General features: G+C 65.0%; 13 protein-coding genes and 2 pseudogenes. 7 read left to right on the forward strand and 8 right to left on the reverse strand.

The window, feature by feature from the left end; genetic code table 11:
- Positions 1 to 36 precede the first annotated feature (36 nt).
- Together hisC and ACVIW0_RS34495 are read left to right on the forward strand one after the other, a co-directional pair.
- Positions 37 to 1,134 carry a histidinol-phosphate transaminase gene (gene hisC / locus ACVIW0_RS34490; RefSeq protein ID WP_461356402.1) on the forward strand — a complete coding sequence of 366 codons (1,098 nt, stop codon included), beginning with the start codon at positions 37 to 39 and terminating at the stop codon, positions 1,132 to 1,134.
- 8 nt (positions 1,135 to 1,142) lie between these two features.
- Positions 1,143 to 2,076 (forward strand): annotated as a pseudogene (locus ACVIW0_RS34495) (prephenate/arogenate dehydrogenase family protein).
- A 743-nt stretch (positions 2,077 to 2,819) separates the two neighbouring features.
- Here ACVIW0_RS34495 and ACVIW0_RS34500 read toward each other — a convergent pair.
- Complete coding sequence (locus ACVIW0_RS34500; protein WP_461356403.1) at positions 2,820 to 3,149, reverse strand: hypothetical protein; 330 nt, start codon at positions 3,147 to 3,149, stop codon at positions 2,820 to 2,822.
- Between the two features lie 68 nt (positions 3,150 to 3,217).
- Complete coding sequence (locus ACVIW0_RS34505) at positions 3,218 to 4,795, reverse strand: hypothetical protein (protein ID WP_461356404.1); 1,578 nt, start codon at positions 4,793 to 4,795, stop codon at positions 3,218 to 3,220.
- 353 nt (positions 4,796 to 5,148) lie between these two features.
- On the opposite strand from ACVIW0_RS34505, the gene ACVIW0_RS34510 reads away from it, so the two are divergent.
- Positions 5,149 to 5,580: a GFA family protein gene (locus ACVIW0_RS34510; protein WP_461356405.1), complete on the forward strand. Its 432-nt coding sequence runs from the start codon at positions 5,149 to 5,151 to the stop codon at positions 5,578 to 5,580.
- A 129-nt stretch (positions 5,581 to 5,709) separates the two neighbouring features.
- On the opposite strand, the gene ACVIW0_RS34515 is transcribed toward ACVIW0_RS34510, so the two are convergent.
- The gene (locus ACVIW0_RS34515; RefSeq protein ID WP_461356406.1) at positions 5,710 to 6,897 is read right to left on the reverse strand and encodes a DUF2125 domain-containing protein; all 1,188 of its coding nucleotides are present in this window, start codon (positions 6,895 to 6,897) and stop codon (positions 5,710 to 5,712) included.
- A gap of 153 nt (positions 6,898 to 7,050) precedes the next feature.
- Here ACVIW0_RS34515 and ACVIW0_RS34520 point away from each other — a divergent pair, with 153 nt between their 5' ends.
- Together ACVIW0_RS34520 and ACVIW0_RS34525 are read left to right on the forward strand one after the other, a co-directional pair.
- Positions 7,051 to 7,656 (forward strand): gamma-glutamylcyclotransferase, encoded by a 606-nt coding sequence (locus ACVIW0_RS34520; protein WP_461356407.1) that lies wholly within the window; start codon positions 7,051 to 7,053, stop codon positions 7,654 to 7,656.
- A gap of 374 nt (positions 7,657 to 8,030) precedes the next feature.
- A complete protein-coding gene (locus ACVIW0_RS34525; RefSeq protein ID WP_461356408.1) occupies positions 8,031 to 11,330 on the forward strand; it encodes an efflux RND transporter permease subunit in 3,300 nt (1,099 codons plus the stop codon).
- A 40-nt stretch (positions 11,331 to 11,370) separates the two neighbouring features.
- Here ACVIW0_RS34525 and ACVIW0_RS34530 read toward each other — a convergent pair whose 3' ends face one another.
- The 4 genes from ACVIW0_RS34530 to ACVIW0_RS34545 all read right to left on the reverse strand — a co-directional run bounded on the left by ACVIW0_RS34530 (position 11,371) and on the right by ACVIW0_RS34545 (position 14,537).
- Positions 11,371 to 11,847: a DinB family protein gene (locus ACVIW0_RS34530; RefSeq protein WP_461356409.1), complete on the reverse strand. Its 477-nt coding sequence runs from the start codon at positions 11,845 to 11,847 to the stop codon at positions 11,371 to 11,373.
- 95 nt (positions 11,848 to 11,942) lie between these two features.
- Entirely contained in the window at positions 11,943 to 12,722 is a 780-nt protein-coding gene (locus ACVIW0_RS34535; protein WP_461356410.1) for an ABC transporter ATP-binding protein, read from the reverse strand.
- Positions 12,715 to 13,569 (reverse strand): ABC transporter permease, encoded by an 855-nt coding sequence (locus ACVIW0_RS34540; protein WP_461356411.1) that lies wholly within the window; start codon positions 13,567 to 13,569, stop codon positions 12,715 to 12,717. Before ACVIW0_RS34540 ends, ACVIW0_RS34535 begins: the two co-directional genes overlap by 8 nt.
- Positions 13,566 to 14,537 (reverse strand): ABC transporter substrate-binding protein, encoded by a 972-nt coding sequence (locus ACVIW0_RS34545; RefSeq protein ID WP_461356412.1) that lies wholly within the window; start codon positions 14,535 to 14,537, stop codon positions 13,566 to 13,568. Before ACVIW0_RS34545 ends, ACVIW0_RS34540 begins: the two co-directional genes overlap by 4 nt.
- Positions 14,538 to 14,702: 165 nt before the next feature.
- Between ACVIW0_RS34545 and ACVIW0_RS34550 the strand changes: the two are divergent.
- Both ACVIW0_RS34550 and ACVIW0_RS34555 read left to right on the forward strand, forming a co-directional pair.
- Positions 14,703 to 14,831, forward strand: a pseudogene (locus tag ACVIW0_RS34550) (helix-turn-helix domain-containing protein); the annotation flags it as partial.
- Positions 14,832 to 15,017: 186 nt separating this feature from the next.
- A complete protein-coding gene (locus ACVIW0_RS34555; RefSeq protein WP_461357507.1) occupies positions 15,018 to 15,608 on the forward strand; it encodes a LysR substrate-binding domain-containing protein in 591 nt (196 codons plus the stop codon).
- 28 nt (positions 15,609 to 15,636) lie between these two features.
- Here ACVIW0_RS34555 and ACVIW0_RS34560 read toward each other — a convergent pair whose 3' ends face one another.
- A complete protein-coding gene (locus tag ACVIW0_RS34560; protein WP_461356413.1) occupies positions 15,637 to 16,404 on the reverse strand; it encodes a lysophospholipid acyltransferase family protein in 768 nt (255 codons plus the stop codon).
- Between the last annotated feature and the right edge of the window lie 99 nt (positions 16,405 to 16,503).

Genomic DNA, 16,503 nt, shown 5'->3' on the forward strand with positions numbered 1-16,503 from the left:
CCACTTCGCTGGAAAACGCTCTAATCGGAGTTGATGATGTCCCGCCCCGTGCCGAACCCCGGCATCCTCGATATTGCGCCCTACACGCCCGGCAAGAGCCCGGTGCCGGAACCGGGCCGCAAGGTGTTCAAGCTGTCCGCCAACGAGACCCCGTTCGGGCCGTCGCCGAAGGCGATCGCGGCCTACAAGGCGGCTGCCGACCATCTCGAGGACTATCCGGAGGGCACCTCGCGGGTGCTGCGCGAGGCGATCGGCCGTGCCTACGGGCTCGATCCCGACCGCATCATCTGCGGCGCCGGCTCCGACGAGATCCTCAATTTGCTGGCGCACACCTATCTGGCCCCCGGCGACGAAGCGATCTCGACCACCCATGGCTTCCTGGTCTACCCGATCGCCACCATGGCGAACGGCGCCAGGAACGTGATCGCGGCTGAAACCAACTTCACCGCCGACGTCGACGCCATCCTCAAGGTGGTGACGCCGCGCACAAAGCTGGTCTGGCTCGCCAATCCGAACAACCCGACCGGCACCTATGTCCCGTTCGACGAGGTCAAGCGGCTGCGCGCCGCGCTGCCCTCGCACGTGCTGCTGGTGCTCGACGCGGCGTACGCCGACTATGTCTCGCGCAACGACTACGAGCTCGGCATCGAGCTGGTCGCGACCACCGACAACACGGTGGTGACCCACACCTTCTCCAAGATCCACGGCCTTGCCGCGCTTCGGGTCGGCTGGATGTTCGGCCCGGCGCATATCGTCGATGCCTGCAACCGGATCCGCGGCCCGTTCAACGTCACGACGCCGGCGATGCTGGCGGCGGTGGCGGCGATCGAGGACACCGCGCATGTGCAGATGTCGCGGACCCACACCGGACAGTGGCGCAACTGGCTGACCGAGGAGATCGGCAAGCTCGGACTGAAGGTGACGCCGAGCGTCGCCAACTTCGTGCTGATCCACTTCCCGACCGACAAGGGCAGGACCGCGGCGGAGGCCGATGCCTATCTCACGCGGCGCGGCCTCGTGCTGCGCGCGCTCAACAATTACAAGCTGCCGCATGCGCTGCGCATGACCATTGGCACCGAGGAAGCCAACCGTCTCGTGGTCGAGGGGCTGCGCGACTTCCTGGCCGGAAAGTGAACATCGACGTGACCACCGCTCCGCTCTTCAACCGCATCGCGCTGATCGGCTTCGGCCTGATCGGCGGCTCGATCGCGCGCGGCGCCCGCGCGCAGGGGCTGGTCGGCGAGATCGTCACCACCGCCCGCTCGGAGAAGACGCGCGCGCGTGTCGCCGAACTCGGGATCGTCGATCGCGTCGTCGAGACCAACATCGAGGCGGTGAAGGACGCCGATCTCGTCATCCTCTGCATCCCGGTCGGCGCCTGCGGCGCGGTCGCGGCCGAGATCGCTGGCCATCTGAAGCCGGGTGCGATCATCTCCGACGTCGGCTCGGTGAAGGGCGCGGTGGTCAAGGACATGGCGCCCGCACCTGCCTGACACCGCGCACTTCGTGCCCGCGCATCCGGTGGCCGGCACCGAGCATTCGGGGCCGGATTCCGGCTTCGCCGAGCTGTTCATCAACCGCTGGTGCATCCTGACGCCGCCCAACGGAACCGATCCCGCTGCGACCGACCGGCTGCGCGCGTTCTGGGCCGGGCTCGGCGCCAAGGTCGAGATCATGACGCCGGATCATCATGACCTCGTGCTCGCGATCACCAGTCATCTGCCGCATCTGATCGCCTACACCATCGTCGGCACCGCCGACGAGCTGGCGCAGGTGACGGAATCCGAGGTCATCAAATTCTCCGCCGGCGGCTTCCGCGACTTCACCCGCATCGCGGCGTCGGATCCCACGATGTGGCGCGATGTGTTCCTCGCCAACAAGGACGCCGTGCTCGAGATGCTCGGCACCTTCACCGAGGACCTGTCGAAGCTGACCCGCGCGATCCGCCGCGGCGACGGCGAAGCGCTGTTCGACCACTTCACCCGCACCCGCGCCATCCGCCGCGGCATCGTCGAGACCGGCCAGGATTCCGCCGCGCCCGACTTCGGCCGCCCGCATGCGAATTTGAAGAAGTAGGATGGGCTTCGGCCCACATGCTCGCTGTCGTCCCCGGTGCAGGCCGGGACGCATACGCCGAGGCCTGTGTCGTGAACGAGACTCGTCGTTCCAGCATTGCACAACAATGATCGGCTGTGGTTATGGGTCCCGGCCTGCGCCGGGACGACGAGGCGGATAGTTCGCGCGGTAGAGCTCAACCCGTCATCCTGAGGAGCGCGGAATGCGCGTCTCGAAGGATCGACGGCCACCAGTCGGGCCGTGCATCCTTCGAGACGCCGCTTCGCGGCTCCTCAGGATGACGGGGATACGTTTGCGCAAACATCCGCATTCTCGCGACATGATTTGCCCGAGCTTTACATTTCGTTTCGCCGCTCCGGAGACAGAGGGCGCAGGGAAAGCCGGGTGCCGATCGCACCCATGGGTCCGGTGCAAATAAAAAAGCACCGGAGGTCGGACCACAGGTGTAACCGGAAACATCCCGGCTTTCCCTGCGCGATGGTTTTACGGCTTATACGTGCTCGCCCCGGTGAGACTGGGCTTGTTTGTCACCGTCCTTCGCGAGAACGCTTGCGCGTTCCGCTAGGAGACACCTGCCGCTAGGGCGTCAGGTCTGCACGACTTCGCCGTCCGCCTCATTGTGCACGTCGTCAGTGCGCAAGCAGCGTCCACCGCATCTCACCGCAACACTCCTGACGATGCGCAGCGCCCCTCGATCGGGTGAGACGCGCATATTGAACATCTGAGTTGGGTCCAATGTCAAGTTAAATTCTGTAAATCGGAACGACAGGCTCTGGGCTCGCGACCGTCGCCGTGGCAGCCGCTAATCCCGGATCGGTCCGGCCGACGTCGCCGCGATTTTCTGTGCCGGCCGCAGGCGCGCGACGAGGCCGGCGGTTAATGCCGATATAGAAGCCGACGGCACCGATCACGATCGTCGTCGCGATGAAGACAAGCGTACCGAAGAAAGCGACGTGCCCTTTCGCGAGCTGGGCGGCGACGAAGGTGCGGCCCATGGCACCGGCCATCGCCAGCCCGGTCCGCTGCAGCAGATGCGCGGCGCCGCTGACCATCATTATCTCGCGGGCGATCACGGCCCTCCCCTCGGTCTGGTCACGATGTGCGATCTCCTTTGCCGGCGCAGCGCTCCATCTGCAGGTTGCTACGGCGAGAACGGGTAGTAGCGGAGCTGCGACATGATGATGTGATCGTCGGTCCTCGGCGCGCCGCCGACGCCCTCGAAGGCAAAGCGCTGGGTGTAGGAATATTGCGCGCCGGCCTTGATGGTGCCGTAGGCGCCCTTGAAGATCGTGTCGTAGAAGCCGACGGTATACTGCCTGACCTCCGAAGTGTTGCCGTTGCAGGTCGCGGCCGGAGAGTTCTCGATGCTGCAGCCGAGATTGTTGTAGAGCGGATTGCCATAGCCGAACGGCACCGTGCCGACATTGGAGAAGGTCGCCTTGGTCTTCTCGAGCCCGGCATAGGCGTAGAGATCGAGCTCCGGCGTCGTATGCCAGACCGAGCCGACCAGGAAGGCCGTGATCGGCAATGGCTGGATCGAGCCATCCTGGCGCACCGTCGCATCCGGAAACGGCGTCGCCGTGAAGCGGCCGAGCGCGCCGTAGGATGCCGAAGCCTGCACTTCCAGCGTCTTCGGCACGATCTCGGCCGAGAGATGGCCGCCGAAGCTCACCGTGTTGACGTCGTGATTGGCGAAGTTGAAGCGATCATAGAAGTCGCGATACAGCGCCCATGCCTCGACATGCACCTTGTACGGCCCGAGCCGCGGATCCCACGCCCCCTTCACGGTGACATCAGGCACGTGGTTGAGGCTGACATTGTTCAGGCTGTTGAAGAAGCTGCCGCCCGGGCCGGTCAGGTTCACCAGCAGGTTCGGATTGAGAACGCCCTGCGGCCCGACCGCGGGCGTGCCGACCAGCGGCGTATTGCCTCCGAAGAACGAGGTTTGCGGGTTTTCGGCCGAGACCGCGAGCTTGAACTCGGGCCCGATATCCTGCCAGACACGGACGCCCGGCTGCCGCGCACCGAGGAAGCCCGGCACCAGCTCGAAATCGATCACGCCGGGCGTATCGGCGCCACGCGGATCGATGCCCGCCTTGCTCGGTGTGTTCAGCGACCAGGACTGGCCGGCGAGCACGTGCAGGCCGAGATCGCTGCGGTCGATCTCGATGCTGGCCTGCCGCAGCCGTGGGTTGAACGAGTTGGTCGCGACCGAATTCGCGGTCTGCGCCGCGCCCTCGAAATCGAGCTCGCCATAGCCGGCGACGTGGATGGTCTCCGTAGCATTGGCTTCGGCGAGCACCGAGAAGCGGGTCTGGCGCGCGGTGAAGCGCGACTCGCCGGTGTTGAAGTTCTTGCTCTGCGGGAACGGAATGAAGTTGTAGATCGAGCCCGAATCGGAGGCGAGGTTGCGGGTGCGATAGATGCCGGTGAGATCGACCCAGCCGCCAAAGGTGAAGGTGACGCCCTTGTAGCAGAGCTTGCCCGAAGCGCAGGGATCGAACGGCACCGGCGCCTTCGCCGCCATCTGCGTGTTCTGTATCGCGCTCTGCCTTGCCGCCAGCGCCTCCTCCTTGCGCGCCTGCACTTCCATCCTCTGTTCGAGCTGCTTGAGACGTGCCTTCAACGCCTTCAGCTCGGACGCATCGTCCTCAGCCAACACCGGACCTGCCGACAGCAGCATGCTGCTGCCGAGCAGAATTCCCCCGAGAATTCGCATCGCATTCTCCACACGAGGTTGTTTCCTCAGGCGAGAGAGCGGCACTCGGGGAATGATATTCGCAGTCGGCCGCAATATTCCGGTCACGTTTTTCTCATCGCGACTGCGGGAATAGTTTGCCGCGACGGACGATATCGCGCGCGAGGGAATCATGAATAGTAGGGCGGATTAGCGGAGAGCGTAATCCGCCATAGCCGCGGCGGGTTACGGCTTCGCCTAACCCGCCCTACGACACAAGCGTCGCGCCTTCGCGTGAGTTTTTCTCGCGCTATGCGCGAGTTTTGCAGGATTGTCCGGTTCGGATTTTGGCGATACGTCATGTCGCGATCAGGCGATCAACAGGGACACACGACATGGCGGACAAGGCGAACGTTCGGGCTGGCCAGTGCCATTGCGGCGCAGTGCGCTTCGAGGTGACGCTGAGCGACGGCTTCCATTCGATCCGCCGCTGCACCTGCTCCTACTGCCGGATGCGCGGCGCCGTCGTCGCCATGGCGGAAATGGGCGGGATCAGGTTCCTGCAAGGCGAGGACAGGCTGACCAGCTACCGCTTCCACACCGGATCGGCGCAGCACTTCTTCTGCTCCCGCTGCGGCATCTACACCCATCACCAGCGGCGATCCGACCAGAGCCTCTACGCCGTCAACGTCGCCTGCCTCGACGGCGTCAGCCCGTTCGATTTCCCCGAAGTGCCGGTCATGGACGGCGTCAACCACACCAACGACACCGGCAAGCCGACCCGTCGCGCCGGCACGTTGCGCTTCATCCCGGCCGAAGGTACGTAGGGCGCATTAGCCAACGGGTCCGTGCGAAGCGCGGTCCGATGACAGGCTCCGCGTAATCCCCATGTAACCGAGCTGAAGGACGGCGGATTACGCTGACGCTAATCCGCCCTACAATACTGAGCGCGCCGCTCAGAACAGCGGCGGGATCTGCGCGACTTTCAGCGGGCCCAGGAACACCGCGCCGTCGGCGAAGCGCAGCGGGAAGCTGCGTGCCTTCTTGCCTTCGAGCACGGCCTCGGTGCCGAGCGAATTGATCCCGGCGGAGATGCCGGCATTGGCGTTCTGCTTGATCACCTTGCCGAGGCCGGGGATCGCGCGATCCAGCGCACCGAACAGATTGCTGAGGTCCTGGCTCTTGACGCCGGGCGCGACGCGATCGAGCGTCGACTGCGGCACGCCCTCCTCCAGCATCTTGTCGATGCCAAGCGCCGGGATCACGCGTTCGAGGCCGGCGACCGTCATCTGCAACTCGCCGTCGATGCGGCCTTGCGCATTGAGGCGCAACGTGCCGGCCGCGACCGACAGCACGTCGCCCTGCTCGATCCGCGACTGCTGGATCTCGACGCTGCCGCCGGCCGCCTGGATCTCGCGGAAACGATCGGGCCACGGTTTTGGCGAGAAATCCTTCAGGCCGTTGAGCCGGGCATGGATGTCGGCGTTGAACGGCTGGGTGAGCAGCGGATGCACCTCCTGCAAGGTGCCGCCTGCGATCTGCAGCACGGTCTCGATCGCGGGGTTGTCCGGGGCCGAGCCATCGACCTGCCGTCCGTGCAGCTCGATGTGATTGACGCGCATCAGCGGCGTCGGCGCGGGACCGCCGGTGCGGTCGATCGCGAGATTGTCGAACACCAGCGAGGCGCGCTGCGGCACCGCCGGCAGGCCGACCACGCTGCTGCGCCCAAGGCTCCAATTGACCAACAGCGTGGGCTGCGCGCCGCGCTCCGCGATCGTGGCCGGGCCCTTGAACTCGGCGATCACGAGCTTGGGGTCATAGACCTGCGCCACCACCAGGATCTCGGCGAGCCGCGCTACGAACGCCATCTGCGGCGAAGCGGTCTGCGAGACCAGCATCACGCTCGGATCGGTGCAGCGGACCTCGAAGCGGAACGGATACCCCGCCACCGAACGGTTGCCGCAATCATAGACCCGGCCGGCCTTCGCCTCCTGGGCGCGCCAGGCGTCGGCCTGCACGCCGACCTGCGAGGCGGCGAAGAACCAGAAACCGCTCCACGCGACCGCGGCGATCAGGACCGCGACGGGGACGGCGTAGAGGCCGAAGCGCGAGCGGCGGCGGGGGGCGGAGGTGATATCGGACATGCGGGTCCTTTGGCGGGCGAATTTGTCAAAATCTAAGCGGCGGCAAGCCGTGGGCAACCCCGACACAACCATGGGGTACCCCTTGCGCAACTCTTGGAAACATCACGGAATTTGCTTCGCTTCGATGAGCTGTTCTGCTAGCCCATCAGCGCGATGGCAGCAAATCCTCCCCATTCCGAAACCGACGGCGATCTCTGGGTGTTCGGCTACGGCTCGTTGATGTGGAAGCCGGGCTTCGAGTATCTCGAGCAGATGCCGGCGCGGCTGATCGGCGAGCATCGCGCGCTCTGCGTCTATTCGTTCGACCACCGCGGCACGCCGGAGAAGCCGGGCCTGGTGCTCGGACTCGACCGCGGCGGCGCCTGCCGCGGCATCGCGTTCCGCGTCGCCGCCCGGCTGCGCCACGACACCATCGCCTATTTGCGCTCGCGCGAGCAGACCACCAACGTCTATCGCGAGGTGATGCGCTCGGTGTGGCTGGAGAATGCGGCGCGCGATCGCGTCTCCGCGCTGGCTTACGTAGTCGATCGCGGCCATGTGCAATATGCCGGGCGGCTGTCGCTGGCAGAGCAGCAGCGCCTGGTGCTGCAGGGCCATGGCCGCTCCGGCAACAACCGCGACTATGTGCTCTCGACGGTGGCCGCGATCGAGAAGCAGGGGTTTCGCGATGCGCAGCTGCACCAGCTTGCGGCGATGCTGCACGATGCAGGCCCGCTGCACCGGGATGGGCGCGCGGCGGATGGCGTGGATCCGAACTGAGGCGCGGCCGAGCGGCGTTATCGCTGCATCAGGCCGATCTCGTAGGATGGTTGGGGCCAACGGGTCCGCGCAACGCGCGGCCCGATGATAAACTCCGCGATACCCATCAATTTTCTCCACAGAGCGAATGATGGATATCGCTTCGCTCCACCCATCCTACACAATCATCCGCGCGGCCACTGCGCGCCCAATCGCGATCACAGCCTCGATCGGGTTTTGTAAACGGCTTGTTGCCAGATCGTGCTTTTTCGGTCAGCGGCACGGCACATCCGACACATCGCGGCTTCTCTAAGGCGGCGCCCTGTGACATTTAGGCTTTTGCATCGCGGCGCAGACGGATAGAAGCTGATCCGCAAACATCGCTTGCTGATGCAATGAACCTCTCCGCCCCCTTCGTCCGCCGACCGGTCGGCACCACGCTGCTGTCGCTTGGACTGGTGGTGGCGGGCATCATTGCGTTCTTCAAGCTGCCGGTGTCGCCGCTGCCCGACGTCGACATCCCGACCATCATGGTGCAGGCGACGCTGCCCGGCGCCAGCCCGGCCGACGTCGCGGCGACCGTCGCGAGCCCGCTGGAGCGCCACCTCGGCCAGATCGCCAGCGTTACCGAGATGACGTCGCAGTCCTCGCTCGGCTCGGCGCGCATCACGCTGCAATTCGACATCGACCGCGACATCAACGGCGCCGCGCGCGACGTGCAGGCCGCGATCAACGCGGCGCGCGCCGACCTGCCGACCAACCTGCGCACCAATCCGACCTACCGCAAGTTCAACCCGGCCTCGGCGCCGATCCTGATCTACACCTTGACCTCGGACACGCTGACGCCGGCCGAGCTGTATGACGCCGCCTCGACCGTGCTGGCGCAGAAGCTGTCGCAGGTCGAGGGCGTCGGCGAAGTCTCGGTCGGCGGCGGCTCGCTGCCCGCGGTGCGCGTCGAGCTGATCCCGCCGGCGCTCTACAAATACGGCATCGGGCTCGAGGACGTCCGCGCTGCGCTCAGTAGCGCCAATGCGCACAGCCCGAAAGGCGGCATCGACGTCGGCGACCAGCGCTACCAGATCTACGCCAACGACCAGGCCCGCAAGGCGGCGGACTACAGGCCGCTGGTCGTCGCCTACCGCAACGGCGCCGCGGTGCGCCTGACCGACGTCGGCGACGTGATCGATTCCGTGGAGAATGTCCGCACGCTGGGGCTCGCCAACGGCAAGCCGGCCGTCGTGATGATCGTGTACCGGCAGCCCGGCGCCAACATCATCAAGATGGTCGACAATGTGAAGGGCCTGATGCCGCAGCTTAAGGCCTCGGTCTCGCCCGCGGTCGACATCACGCTGGCGATGGACCGCTCGAAGACGATCCGGGCCTCGCTGCACGATGTCGAGATCACGCTGTTGATCGCGGTCGCGCTGGTGATCCTGGTGGTGTTCGCCTTCCTGCGCAATGCGCGGGCGACGTTGGTGCCTGTCGTGGCGGTCGGCGTGTCGCTGATCGCGACCTTCGCGGTGATGTACCTGCTCGGCTACACGCTCGACATCTTCTCGCTGATGGCGCTGACGGTGGCGACCGGCTTCGTGGTCGACGACGCCATCGTGGTGCTGGAAAACATCACCCGCCACATGGACGCCGGGCTGTCGCGGCTGGAGGCGACGCTGCTCGGCACAAGCGAGGTCGGCTTCACCGTGCTGTCGATGAGCGTGTCGCTGGTCGCGGTGTTCGTGCCGATCCTCCTGATGGGCGGGCTGGTCGGCCGCCTGTTCCGCGAATTCGCTATGACCATCACCATCGCGATTCTGATCTCGCTGGTGGTCTCGCTGACCACGACGCCGATGATGTGCGCCGTGCTGCTGCGCAAGCAGGAAGGCGAGCCGCACGGCCGGGTCTACCGGATCAGCGAGCGCATCTTCGAGCTGATGCTGAACGGCTACCGCACGACGCTCGGCCTGGCGCTGCGCCATCCGCTGCTGGTGATGTTGATCCTGGGCTCGACGCTCTATCTGAACGTCCACCTCTACAAGGTCGTGCCCAAGGGCTTCGTCCCACAACAAGATACCGGGCTGCTGGTCGGCTCCATCCAGGCCGACCAGAGCACCTCGTTCCAGCTGATGCGGCAGAAACTGACCCAGTTCATCGACATCGTGAAGTCGGATCCGGCGGTCGAGACCGCGGTCGGCTTCACCGGCGGCGGCGGCATCGGCCCGGGCGGCACCAACACCGGCACGGTGTTCGCCTCCTTGAGGCCGATGGGCGAGCGCAAGCTGCGCGCCGACAAGGTGATCGAGCGCCTGCGCGAGCCATTGACGAGCGTCGCCGGCGCCACTTTGTTCCTGCAATCGATCGGCGATCTCGGCGCCGGCGGACGCTCGGGTAACGCGGCGTATCAGTACACGCTGAAAGGCTCGACCTTCGCGGAGCTGAACGAGTGGACGCCGAAGCTCGTCGCCGCCCTGCAGAAGGAGCCGACGCTCGCCGACGTCAACAGCGACCAGCAGAACAAGGCGCTGCAGGCCAATCTGGCGATCGATCGCGACGCCGCCTCGCGGCTCGGGATCACGGTCGCCCAGCTCGACAACACGCTGTATGACGCGTTCGGGCAACGCCAGGTCTCGACCATCTTCGTCGCGCGCAACCAGTATCACGTGATCATGGAGGTCGCGCCGCGCTTCTCGCAGGACCCGCAGACCCTGAAGGAGGTCTATATCTCGACCTCGGGCGGATCGGCGACCGGCACCCAGAGCACCAATGCGGTGGCGGGAACGGTGGCCTCATCGTCGCAGAAGAGCTCGGTCTCTTCGATCGCCGCCAACGTGGTGCGCAACCAGGCGACCAACTCGATCGGCGCCACCGGCAAGGGCGTCGCCTCGACCGGGACCGCGGTCTCGACCAGCGCCGAGACGATGATCCCGCTGTCGAGCGTCGCGCGCTTCGAGCATGGCGAGACGCCGCTCTCGGTCAACCACCAGGATCTGCTGGTCGCCAGCACCATCTCGTTCAATCTGCCGCCGGGCGTCTCGCTGAGCACGGCGACCACCACGATCGAGACTGCGATGCACGCCATCGACATGCCGGCGGGCATCAATGGCGGGTTCGCCGGTTCCGCGAAGATCTTCCAGCAGGCGCTGGCGAACGAGCTGTTCCTGATCCTCGCTGCGCTGGCGACGATCTACATCTCGCTCGGCATGCTCTATGAGAGCTACATCCACCCGCTGACCATCCTGTCCACGTTGCCCTCGGCGGGCGTCGGCGCGGTGGCGGCGCTGATGCTGTCGCACACCGATTTCGACCTGATCGGCGCGATCGGGGTGATCCTCTTGGTCGGCATCGTCAAGAAGAACGCCATCATGATGATCGACTTCGCGCTCGATGCCGAGCGGCTGCGCGGACTGTCGTCGCGCGATGCGATCTACGAGGCCTGCCTGATGCGCTTCCGCCCGATCATGATGACGACGCTGGCGGCGCTGTTCGGCGCGGTGCCGCTGATGATCGGGCTCGGCGAAGGCAGCGAGCTGCGTCAGCCGCTCGGCATCGCGATCTTCGGCGGACTGATCCTGAGCCAGATCCTGACGCTCTACACCACGCCGGTGGTCTATCTCTATCTCGACCGTGCCCGGCTCTGGACCCAGCGGCGCCGCGCCGCGCGCCGCGCACGGCGGGCCGCGTCAAGCGCCGCTATCCGTTGACAGAGCGCCGGTCTTGCCGACGTGCCGGTCAATCCGTTCGTCAGGCATCCTCGCACAGGAACACGCAAAGGTCGGTTTCTGGCGGGTTGATGTTGGACTCGAAGAACATCTCGCTGACCCAGCCACGGTGATAGGTCTTGTGGTTCACGATATGCAGGAACATGCCGCCGCGCGTCATCTCGGCGGACTTGCCCGATACGAAGCTGAAGTTCAGGCGCTCGTTCAGGCTTTCGACATTCTGACGCCCGGCCCAATCGATGTACCAGCGATTGATCTTGGTTTGCTCCCCGATCAGAGCGCCGAGGTCCGGATGCAACAGATCGCGGCGTGTCGAGAAGCCGTGCTGCTCGCCGAGAAGATGCGCCCGCCAGATCAGATCCACCACGTAGTTGTGATTGAGCGTGCCGATCATCGAGCCAAACAGCGTCTGCCGTGTGCGATAGATCGCGTCTTCCGGCAGCTCGGTCATGGCTTTGAACAACACCTGGTCGGCCCAGTTGCTATAATTCGCCAGCATGACAGCCGTTTCCGTCGTCAGCATTGCAACGTCTTTCGTTTGGGTTCGCGGTCTTATGGCTCACGCGCGGCCGCAAGCGAGCCGTCCGGCGCCGGTCAAGCGACCTTCCGGCCGTGATGGCTGTGCAGCTTGCCCGATAGCATGCCGCGCCATTGGTTGAATTCGAGACTTGCGATGTCGCGGGGGCGCTGCAGGTCGATGAGATACTCGTTGTCGATTCGGCCCGGGCCCGGCGACATGACGACGACCCTGTCGGCCAGAAAGATCGCCTCTTCGATGGCGTGGGTGACGAACAAGACCGTCAGCTTGGTGCGCGACCAGATCTCCACCAGCTCATCCTGGAGGCGCTCGCGCGTCATGGCGTCCAACGCGCCAAAGGGCTCGTCCATCAGCACGATCTCGGCGTCGTTTGCCAGCACACGGGCGATCGCAACGCGCTGCTTCATGCCGCCCGACAACTGATGCGGGTAGGCGTCGGCAAACCGCTGCAGGCCGACGAGCTCGATGAATGTCTCCACCGTCTGCTTGACCTCCTTGGCGGCCCGCCCGCGCGATCTGGGACCGAAGCCGATGTTGTCCTTGACGGTGAGCCACGGAAACAGCCCGTAATCCTGGAACACCATGCCGCGGGACGGGTCGGGACCGGTGATCGGCGTGCCCCACATCAGGACCTCGCCGCTGGTCGCCGTTTCGAACCCCGCGACCATGCGAAGCAAGGTGGATTTACCGCAGCCGGACGCACCGATCAGGCAAATGAACTCCCCCTTGCGGACCATCAAATTGGCATTGCGTAAAGCCTCGATCGATTGCCCGTTGAGGGCAAAGGTCTTGTTGACGTGCTTGATTTCGAGAATCGGAAGCGCGCTGTCAGACATGAGAGGGACTCCAGGCAAGCAGGCGCCGACCGATCAGCATGACGATCTGATCAGACAGGAAGCCAAAGACGCCGATGACGAGCATTCCGCAGATTACGATTTCGGTGCGTGACAGCTGGCGCGCTTCCATGATGATGGCCCCGAGACCCGTCGGCACGCCCGTCATCTCGCCGACGACGATGACCACCCAGGAAAAGCCCAGGCCCAGGCGAAGACCTGTGAAAATCGAAGGCAACGCCGCGGGCAGGACGACGCGAAAGAACTGCGCCGTTCCCTTACAGCCCAACATGGCCGCAGCCTCGAACAGACGCGGCTCGACCGAGCGCACGCCGAGCACGGTGTTGAGCAGGATCGGATAGAACGCGCCGAGGAAGACCAGGAAGAAGGCCGAACGCGGGCCCAATCCAAAGATGATCATGGCGAGCGGCAGCCATGCCGTGACCGGGATCGGGCGCAAAATCTGCAGCAGCGGTTCAAGGAAGCGCCGGACGAGCTCGACCCGCCCGATCAGCATCCCGAGCGGAAGGGCGACGATCATTGCGAGGCCGAAACCGCCGAGCACGCGGCTGACCGACGCGATGAGGTGGGTCATCAGCGTGCCGCTGTAGGCGTCGTCGTTGATGCCGCCGACCGCAAGGTCGCGAAGCTCGATCCACACGTCCAGCGGCGGCGGAATGAGGCTTGCCGGGCGCCCTGCGGTCGCGACATGCCAGATCGCAAGCAACACGACCGGCAGCGCCAAGGCCTGTGCAAGCCTCACCGCACGCCGCCTGGCGGTCGCCGAGACGATCGACGGACGCAGCTGGCCAGCCGCCTTTTCCGACGTCGACACCAGAATGCTGCTCATGAGGGCCTCAAGGCGTCCACGAAGCTGGTGTCGATGAAGGTGTTGAAGTCGGGCAGACGCTTGATCTGCTTGAGCGCCAGCATGTGCTCGGCATAGACCTTGGCCTGCTCGACCTGGGTCGGACCGAACCGCCAGGTCAGCTCCACGTTTGGAATCGAGGCTTCGATCGCCTCCTTCTTCTGGCCAAGCTTGGCGGATGCCAGCGCGACCATTTCGTCCCTATTATTGGTCGCGAAATCCGTGGCCTGCTGATGGATGCTCAGCATCGTGCGCACCAGGTCCGGCTTGCCGGTGACGATGTCGCGGTGGGTGCCGAACACCATGTTCAACGACCCCATGGCCGTCGAATACGGATATTCCACCAGCTGGCCAACGCCGGTCGACAGCGAAACGCCGGGCCCCGGTTCGGCGCCGACATACGCATCGACATCGCCGCGCGCCAGCGCGATATGCATCTCGCTGAACGAGACGCGGACCGGCTCGACGTCCTTGATCGACATGCCTTCCATCCGCAGCCGCTCGAGGAAGAACACTTCCTGCGTCGTTCCCGGAAATACCGCCACCCGCTTGCCCTTGAGATCCTTGAGCGCGTGAATCGGGCTGTCCTTCTTGGCGACGATGGCCATCCCGCGATTGCAGGTCGAAGCGATCACGACGATCGGCTCGCCAGCCGCGGCGCCAAGCTCGCCGGCGGCGATGCCGAAGGCGCCGAAGTCGACCGACTTGGTGACGACGGCGGTCTTGCATTCGGTCGGCGTCTCGAACGGGAGGACCTCGACCTTGAAGCCGGCCGGAACGAAGCGCTCATAGAAATACGGCGCGATCGAATGGATCAGTTTCAGCGCGCCCACGCGGATCACGACAGAATCCTGAGCGCGAACGATCGCAGGAGCGCCAACGAGACTTGTGCCAACGAGGCTTGCACCTAGTCCCGCAATCACGTGTCGGCGGTGGAGGACGGTTCGCATGGCCACACTTTCCTTGAGGGGGCGCCGACCGCCGGAGGTCAGCGGTTTCATCGGGCGCTTTGGGTTGGCCAAACGATAGCTACTCGACCGTTGCAAGCCAGTGCTTGATTCCGACCAAGCCGTTGCTAGAAACGCAACAGGACCACGTCGCGCCGAGAGCATTCCATGCGTCACCAGAGAATCCTGCTCTACATCGCGGAGGTTGCCCGCCGCGGCTCGATTCGGGGCGCGGCTGAGCATTTGAATCTCACACCATCGGCGTTGACCCGCCAGATCCAGGATTTCGAGGATGAACTGGGCACGGCGATCTTCGAGCGGCTGCCCCAGGGCATGCGCTTGAATTCGGCCGGCGAGTTGCTGATCCGGCATATCCGGGACCAGCGGGCGGATTTCGAACGGCTGCGGTCGCAGATCGCCGACCTTTCCGGGGTCCGCCTCGGCCACGTCTCGGTCGCCTGCAGCCAGGCTTTTGTCGACAATGTGCTGCCCGACGAGATCGCAACCTACCGTGCCAAATTCCCCAAAGTGACGTTCTCGGTCGTCGTTCGCGATCACATCCTGGGGGCGACGGCGCTCAGCACGTTCGAGGCAGACCTTGCGCTGCTGCTCAATCCGCCGCCGGTCGCCGACATGCGCGTGCTGCTCTCGACCGACCAGCCGCTCTGCGCGGTCTTTCGCGCCGACCACCCATTGGCGATTCCCGGTTCGGTGCGCTTGCGGGACTGCTTTGCGTTTCCGACGGCGATGCCGGACCGGACGCTTGCGATCCGTCATTTACTGGATGTCGCAACGACCCGGCGCCAGATTGCGACGAACACCCAGGTCGAGTCGGGGTCGCTCGAGTTCTTGCGCAACTTTGTCATGCGCGAGCACGCGGTGACCTTTCACGCCCTCAGCGCCGTTCCGCGCGAGGATCGCCGCATCTATGCGAGGCCGATCGACCCTCGCGACCTTCCACCGATCCAGATTGTGCTTGGCCACCTGCGAGGCCGAGCGCTATCCGTGGCCGCCGCAAAATTCGCCGACCAGCTCAGCAATCATCTGGCGCGGCACGATCCGGTCGCCGAATAGGCGCGGTGCCGGTTGCTTTCAAGGCCGCTTATGCCTTTGTCTTACTCGGCACCTCGCCGAACAGCCGCTGTTGCTCGGCGCGGCCGGCGTCGACGATGCGGGTGGTGGCGGTTTCGATCGCCTCGCGCAGGCGGGTCATGAACTCGTCGCGCGGCAGGCCCGGCGGCAGCGGATCGAGGAATTCGACCACCAGCGTGCCGGGATAGCGCATGAAGGTGCGGCGCGGCCAGAACAGCCCAGAATTGAGCGCGATTGGCAAACACGGCACGCCGCTCTCGGCATAGATCTGCGCGACGCCAGCCTTGTAGTTCGGCGGCGCGCCCGGCGCGGTGCGGGTGCCTTCCGGAAAGATCACGAGCTGGCGCCCAAGCTTCACCTCGGCCCCGGCGCGCTTCAGCGTCTTGATCAGCGAGCGCGGACCGCCGCCGCGTTCGACCGAAATCATGCCGGCCTTCTTCAAATACCAGCCGAACACCGGGATCATCATCAGCTCGCGCTTGAGGATGAACAGCGGGTGGTCGAAGAAGCGCATCAGCGCAAAGGTCTCCCAGAACGACTGGTGCTTGGCGGCGACCACCAGCGGTCCCGCCGGAATCTTCTCGACGCCGCGAAACTCGATTCTGATGTTGCAGATCGCGCGCATCAGGAACAGGCTGGTGTTGGCCCACGCGGCTTCCAGCGCCATCAGCGCGCCGCGCGGCAGCAGCAGTGTCGGCAGCGCGACGATGCAGAGCATCACCAGCACCAGATAGAACAGCACGTTGAAGATCAGCGAGCGCAGGAAGATCGAAGTCATTTCAGCACTATCCTCTACACCGTCATTCCGGGGCGATGCGAAGCATCGAACCCGGAATCTCGAGATTCCGGGTCTGGTGCTGGCGCACCATCCCGGAAT

It is taken from the genome of Bradyrhizobium sp. USDA 4454, assembly GCF_054822705.1.

Excerpts from the sequence above, each read along its gene's own strand:
- ACVIW0_RS34520 (WP_461356407.1), top strand. The coding sequence starts at position 7,051 with ATGGCAGCAAATCCTCCCCATTCCGAAACCGACGGCGATCTCTGGGTG.
- ACVIW0_RS34515 (WP_461356406.1), bottom strand. The coding sequence starts at position 6,897 with ATGTCCGATATCACCTCCGCCCCCCGCCGCCGCTCGCGCTTCGGCCTC.
- ACVIW0_RS34530 (WP_461356409.1), bottom strand. The coding sequence starts at position 11,847 with ATGCTGGCGAATTATAGCAACTGGGCCGACCAGGTGTTGTTCAAAGCC.
- ACVIW0_RS34505 (WP_461356404.1), bottom strand. The coding sequence starts at position 4,795 with ATGCGAATTCTCGGGGGAATTCTGCTCGGCAGCAGCATGCTGCTGTCG.
- ACVIW0_RS34510 (WP_461356405.1), top strand. The coding sequence starts at position 5,149 with ATGGCGGACAAGGCGAACGTTCGGGCTGGCCAGTGCCATTGCGGCGCA.
- ACVIW0_RS34525 (WP_461356408.1), top strand. The coding sequence starts at position 8,031 with ATGAACCTCTCCGCCCCCTTCGTCCGCCGACCGGTCGGCACCACGCTG.
- ACVIW0_RS34535 (WP_461356410.1), bottom strand. The coding sequence starts at position 12,722 with ATGTCTGACAGCGCGCTTCCGATTCTCGAAATCAAGCACGTCAACAAG.
- ACVIW0_RS34545 (WP_461356412.1), bottom strand. The coding sequence starts at position 14,537 with ATGCGAACCGTCCTCCACCGCCGACACGTGATTGCGGGACTAGGTGCA.
- ACVIW0_RS34560 (WP_461356413.1), bottom strand. The coding sequence starts at position 16,404 with ATGACTTCGATCTTCCTGCGCTCGCTGATCTTCAACGTGCTGTTCTAT.
- hisC (WP_461356402.1), top strand. The coding sequence starts at position 37 with ATGTCCCGCCCCGTGCCGAACCCCGGCATCCTCGATATTGCGCCCTAC.
- ACVIW0_RS34540 (WP_461356411.1), bottom strand. The coding sequence starts at position 13,569 with ATGAGCAGCATTCTGGTGTCGACGTCGGAAAAGGCGGCTGGCCAGCTG.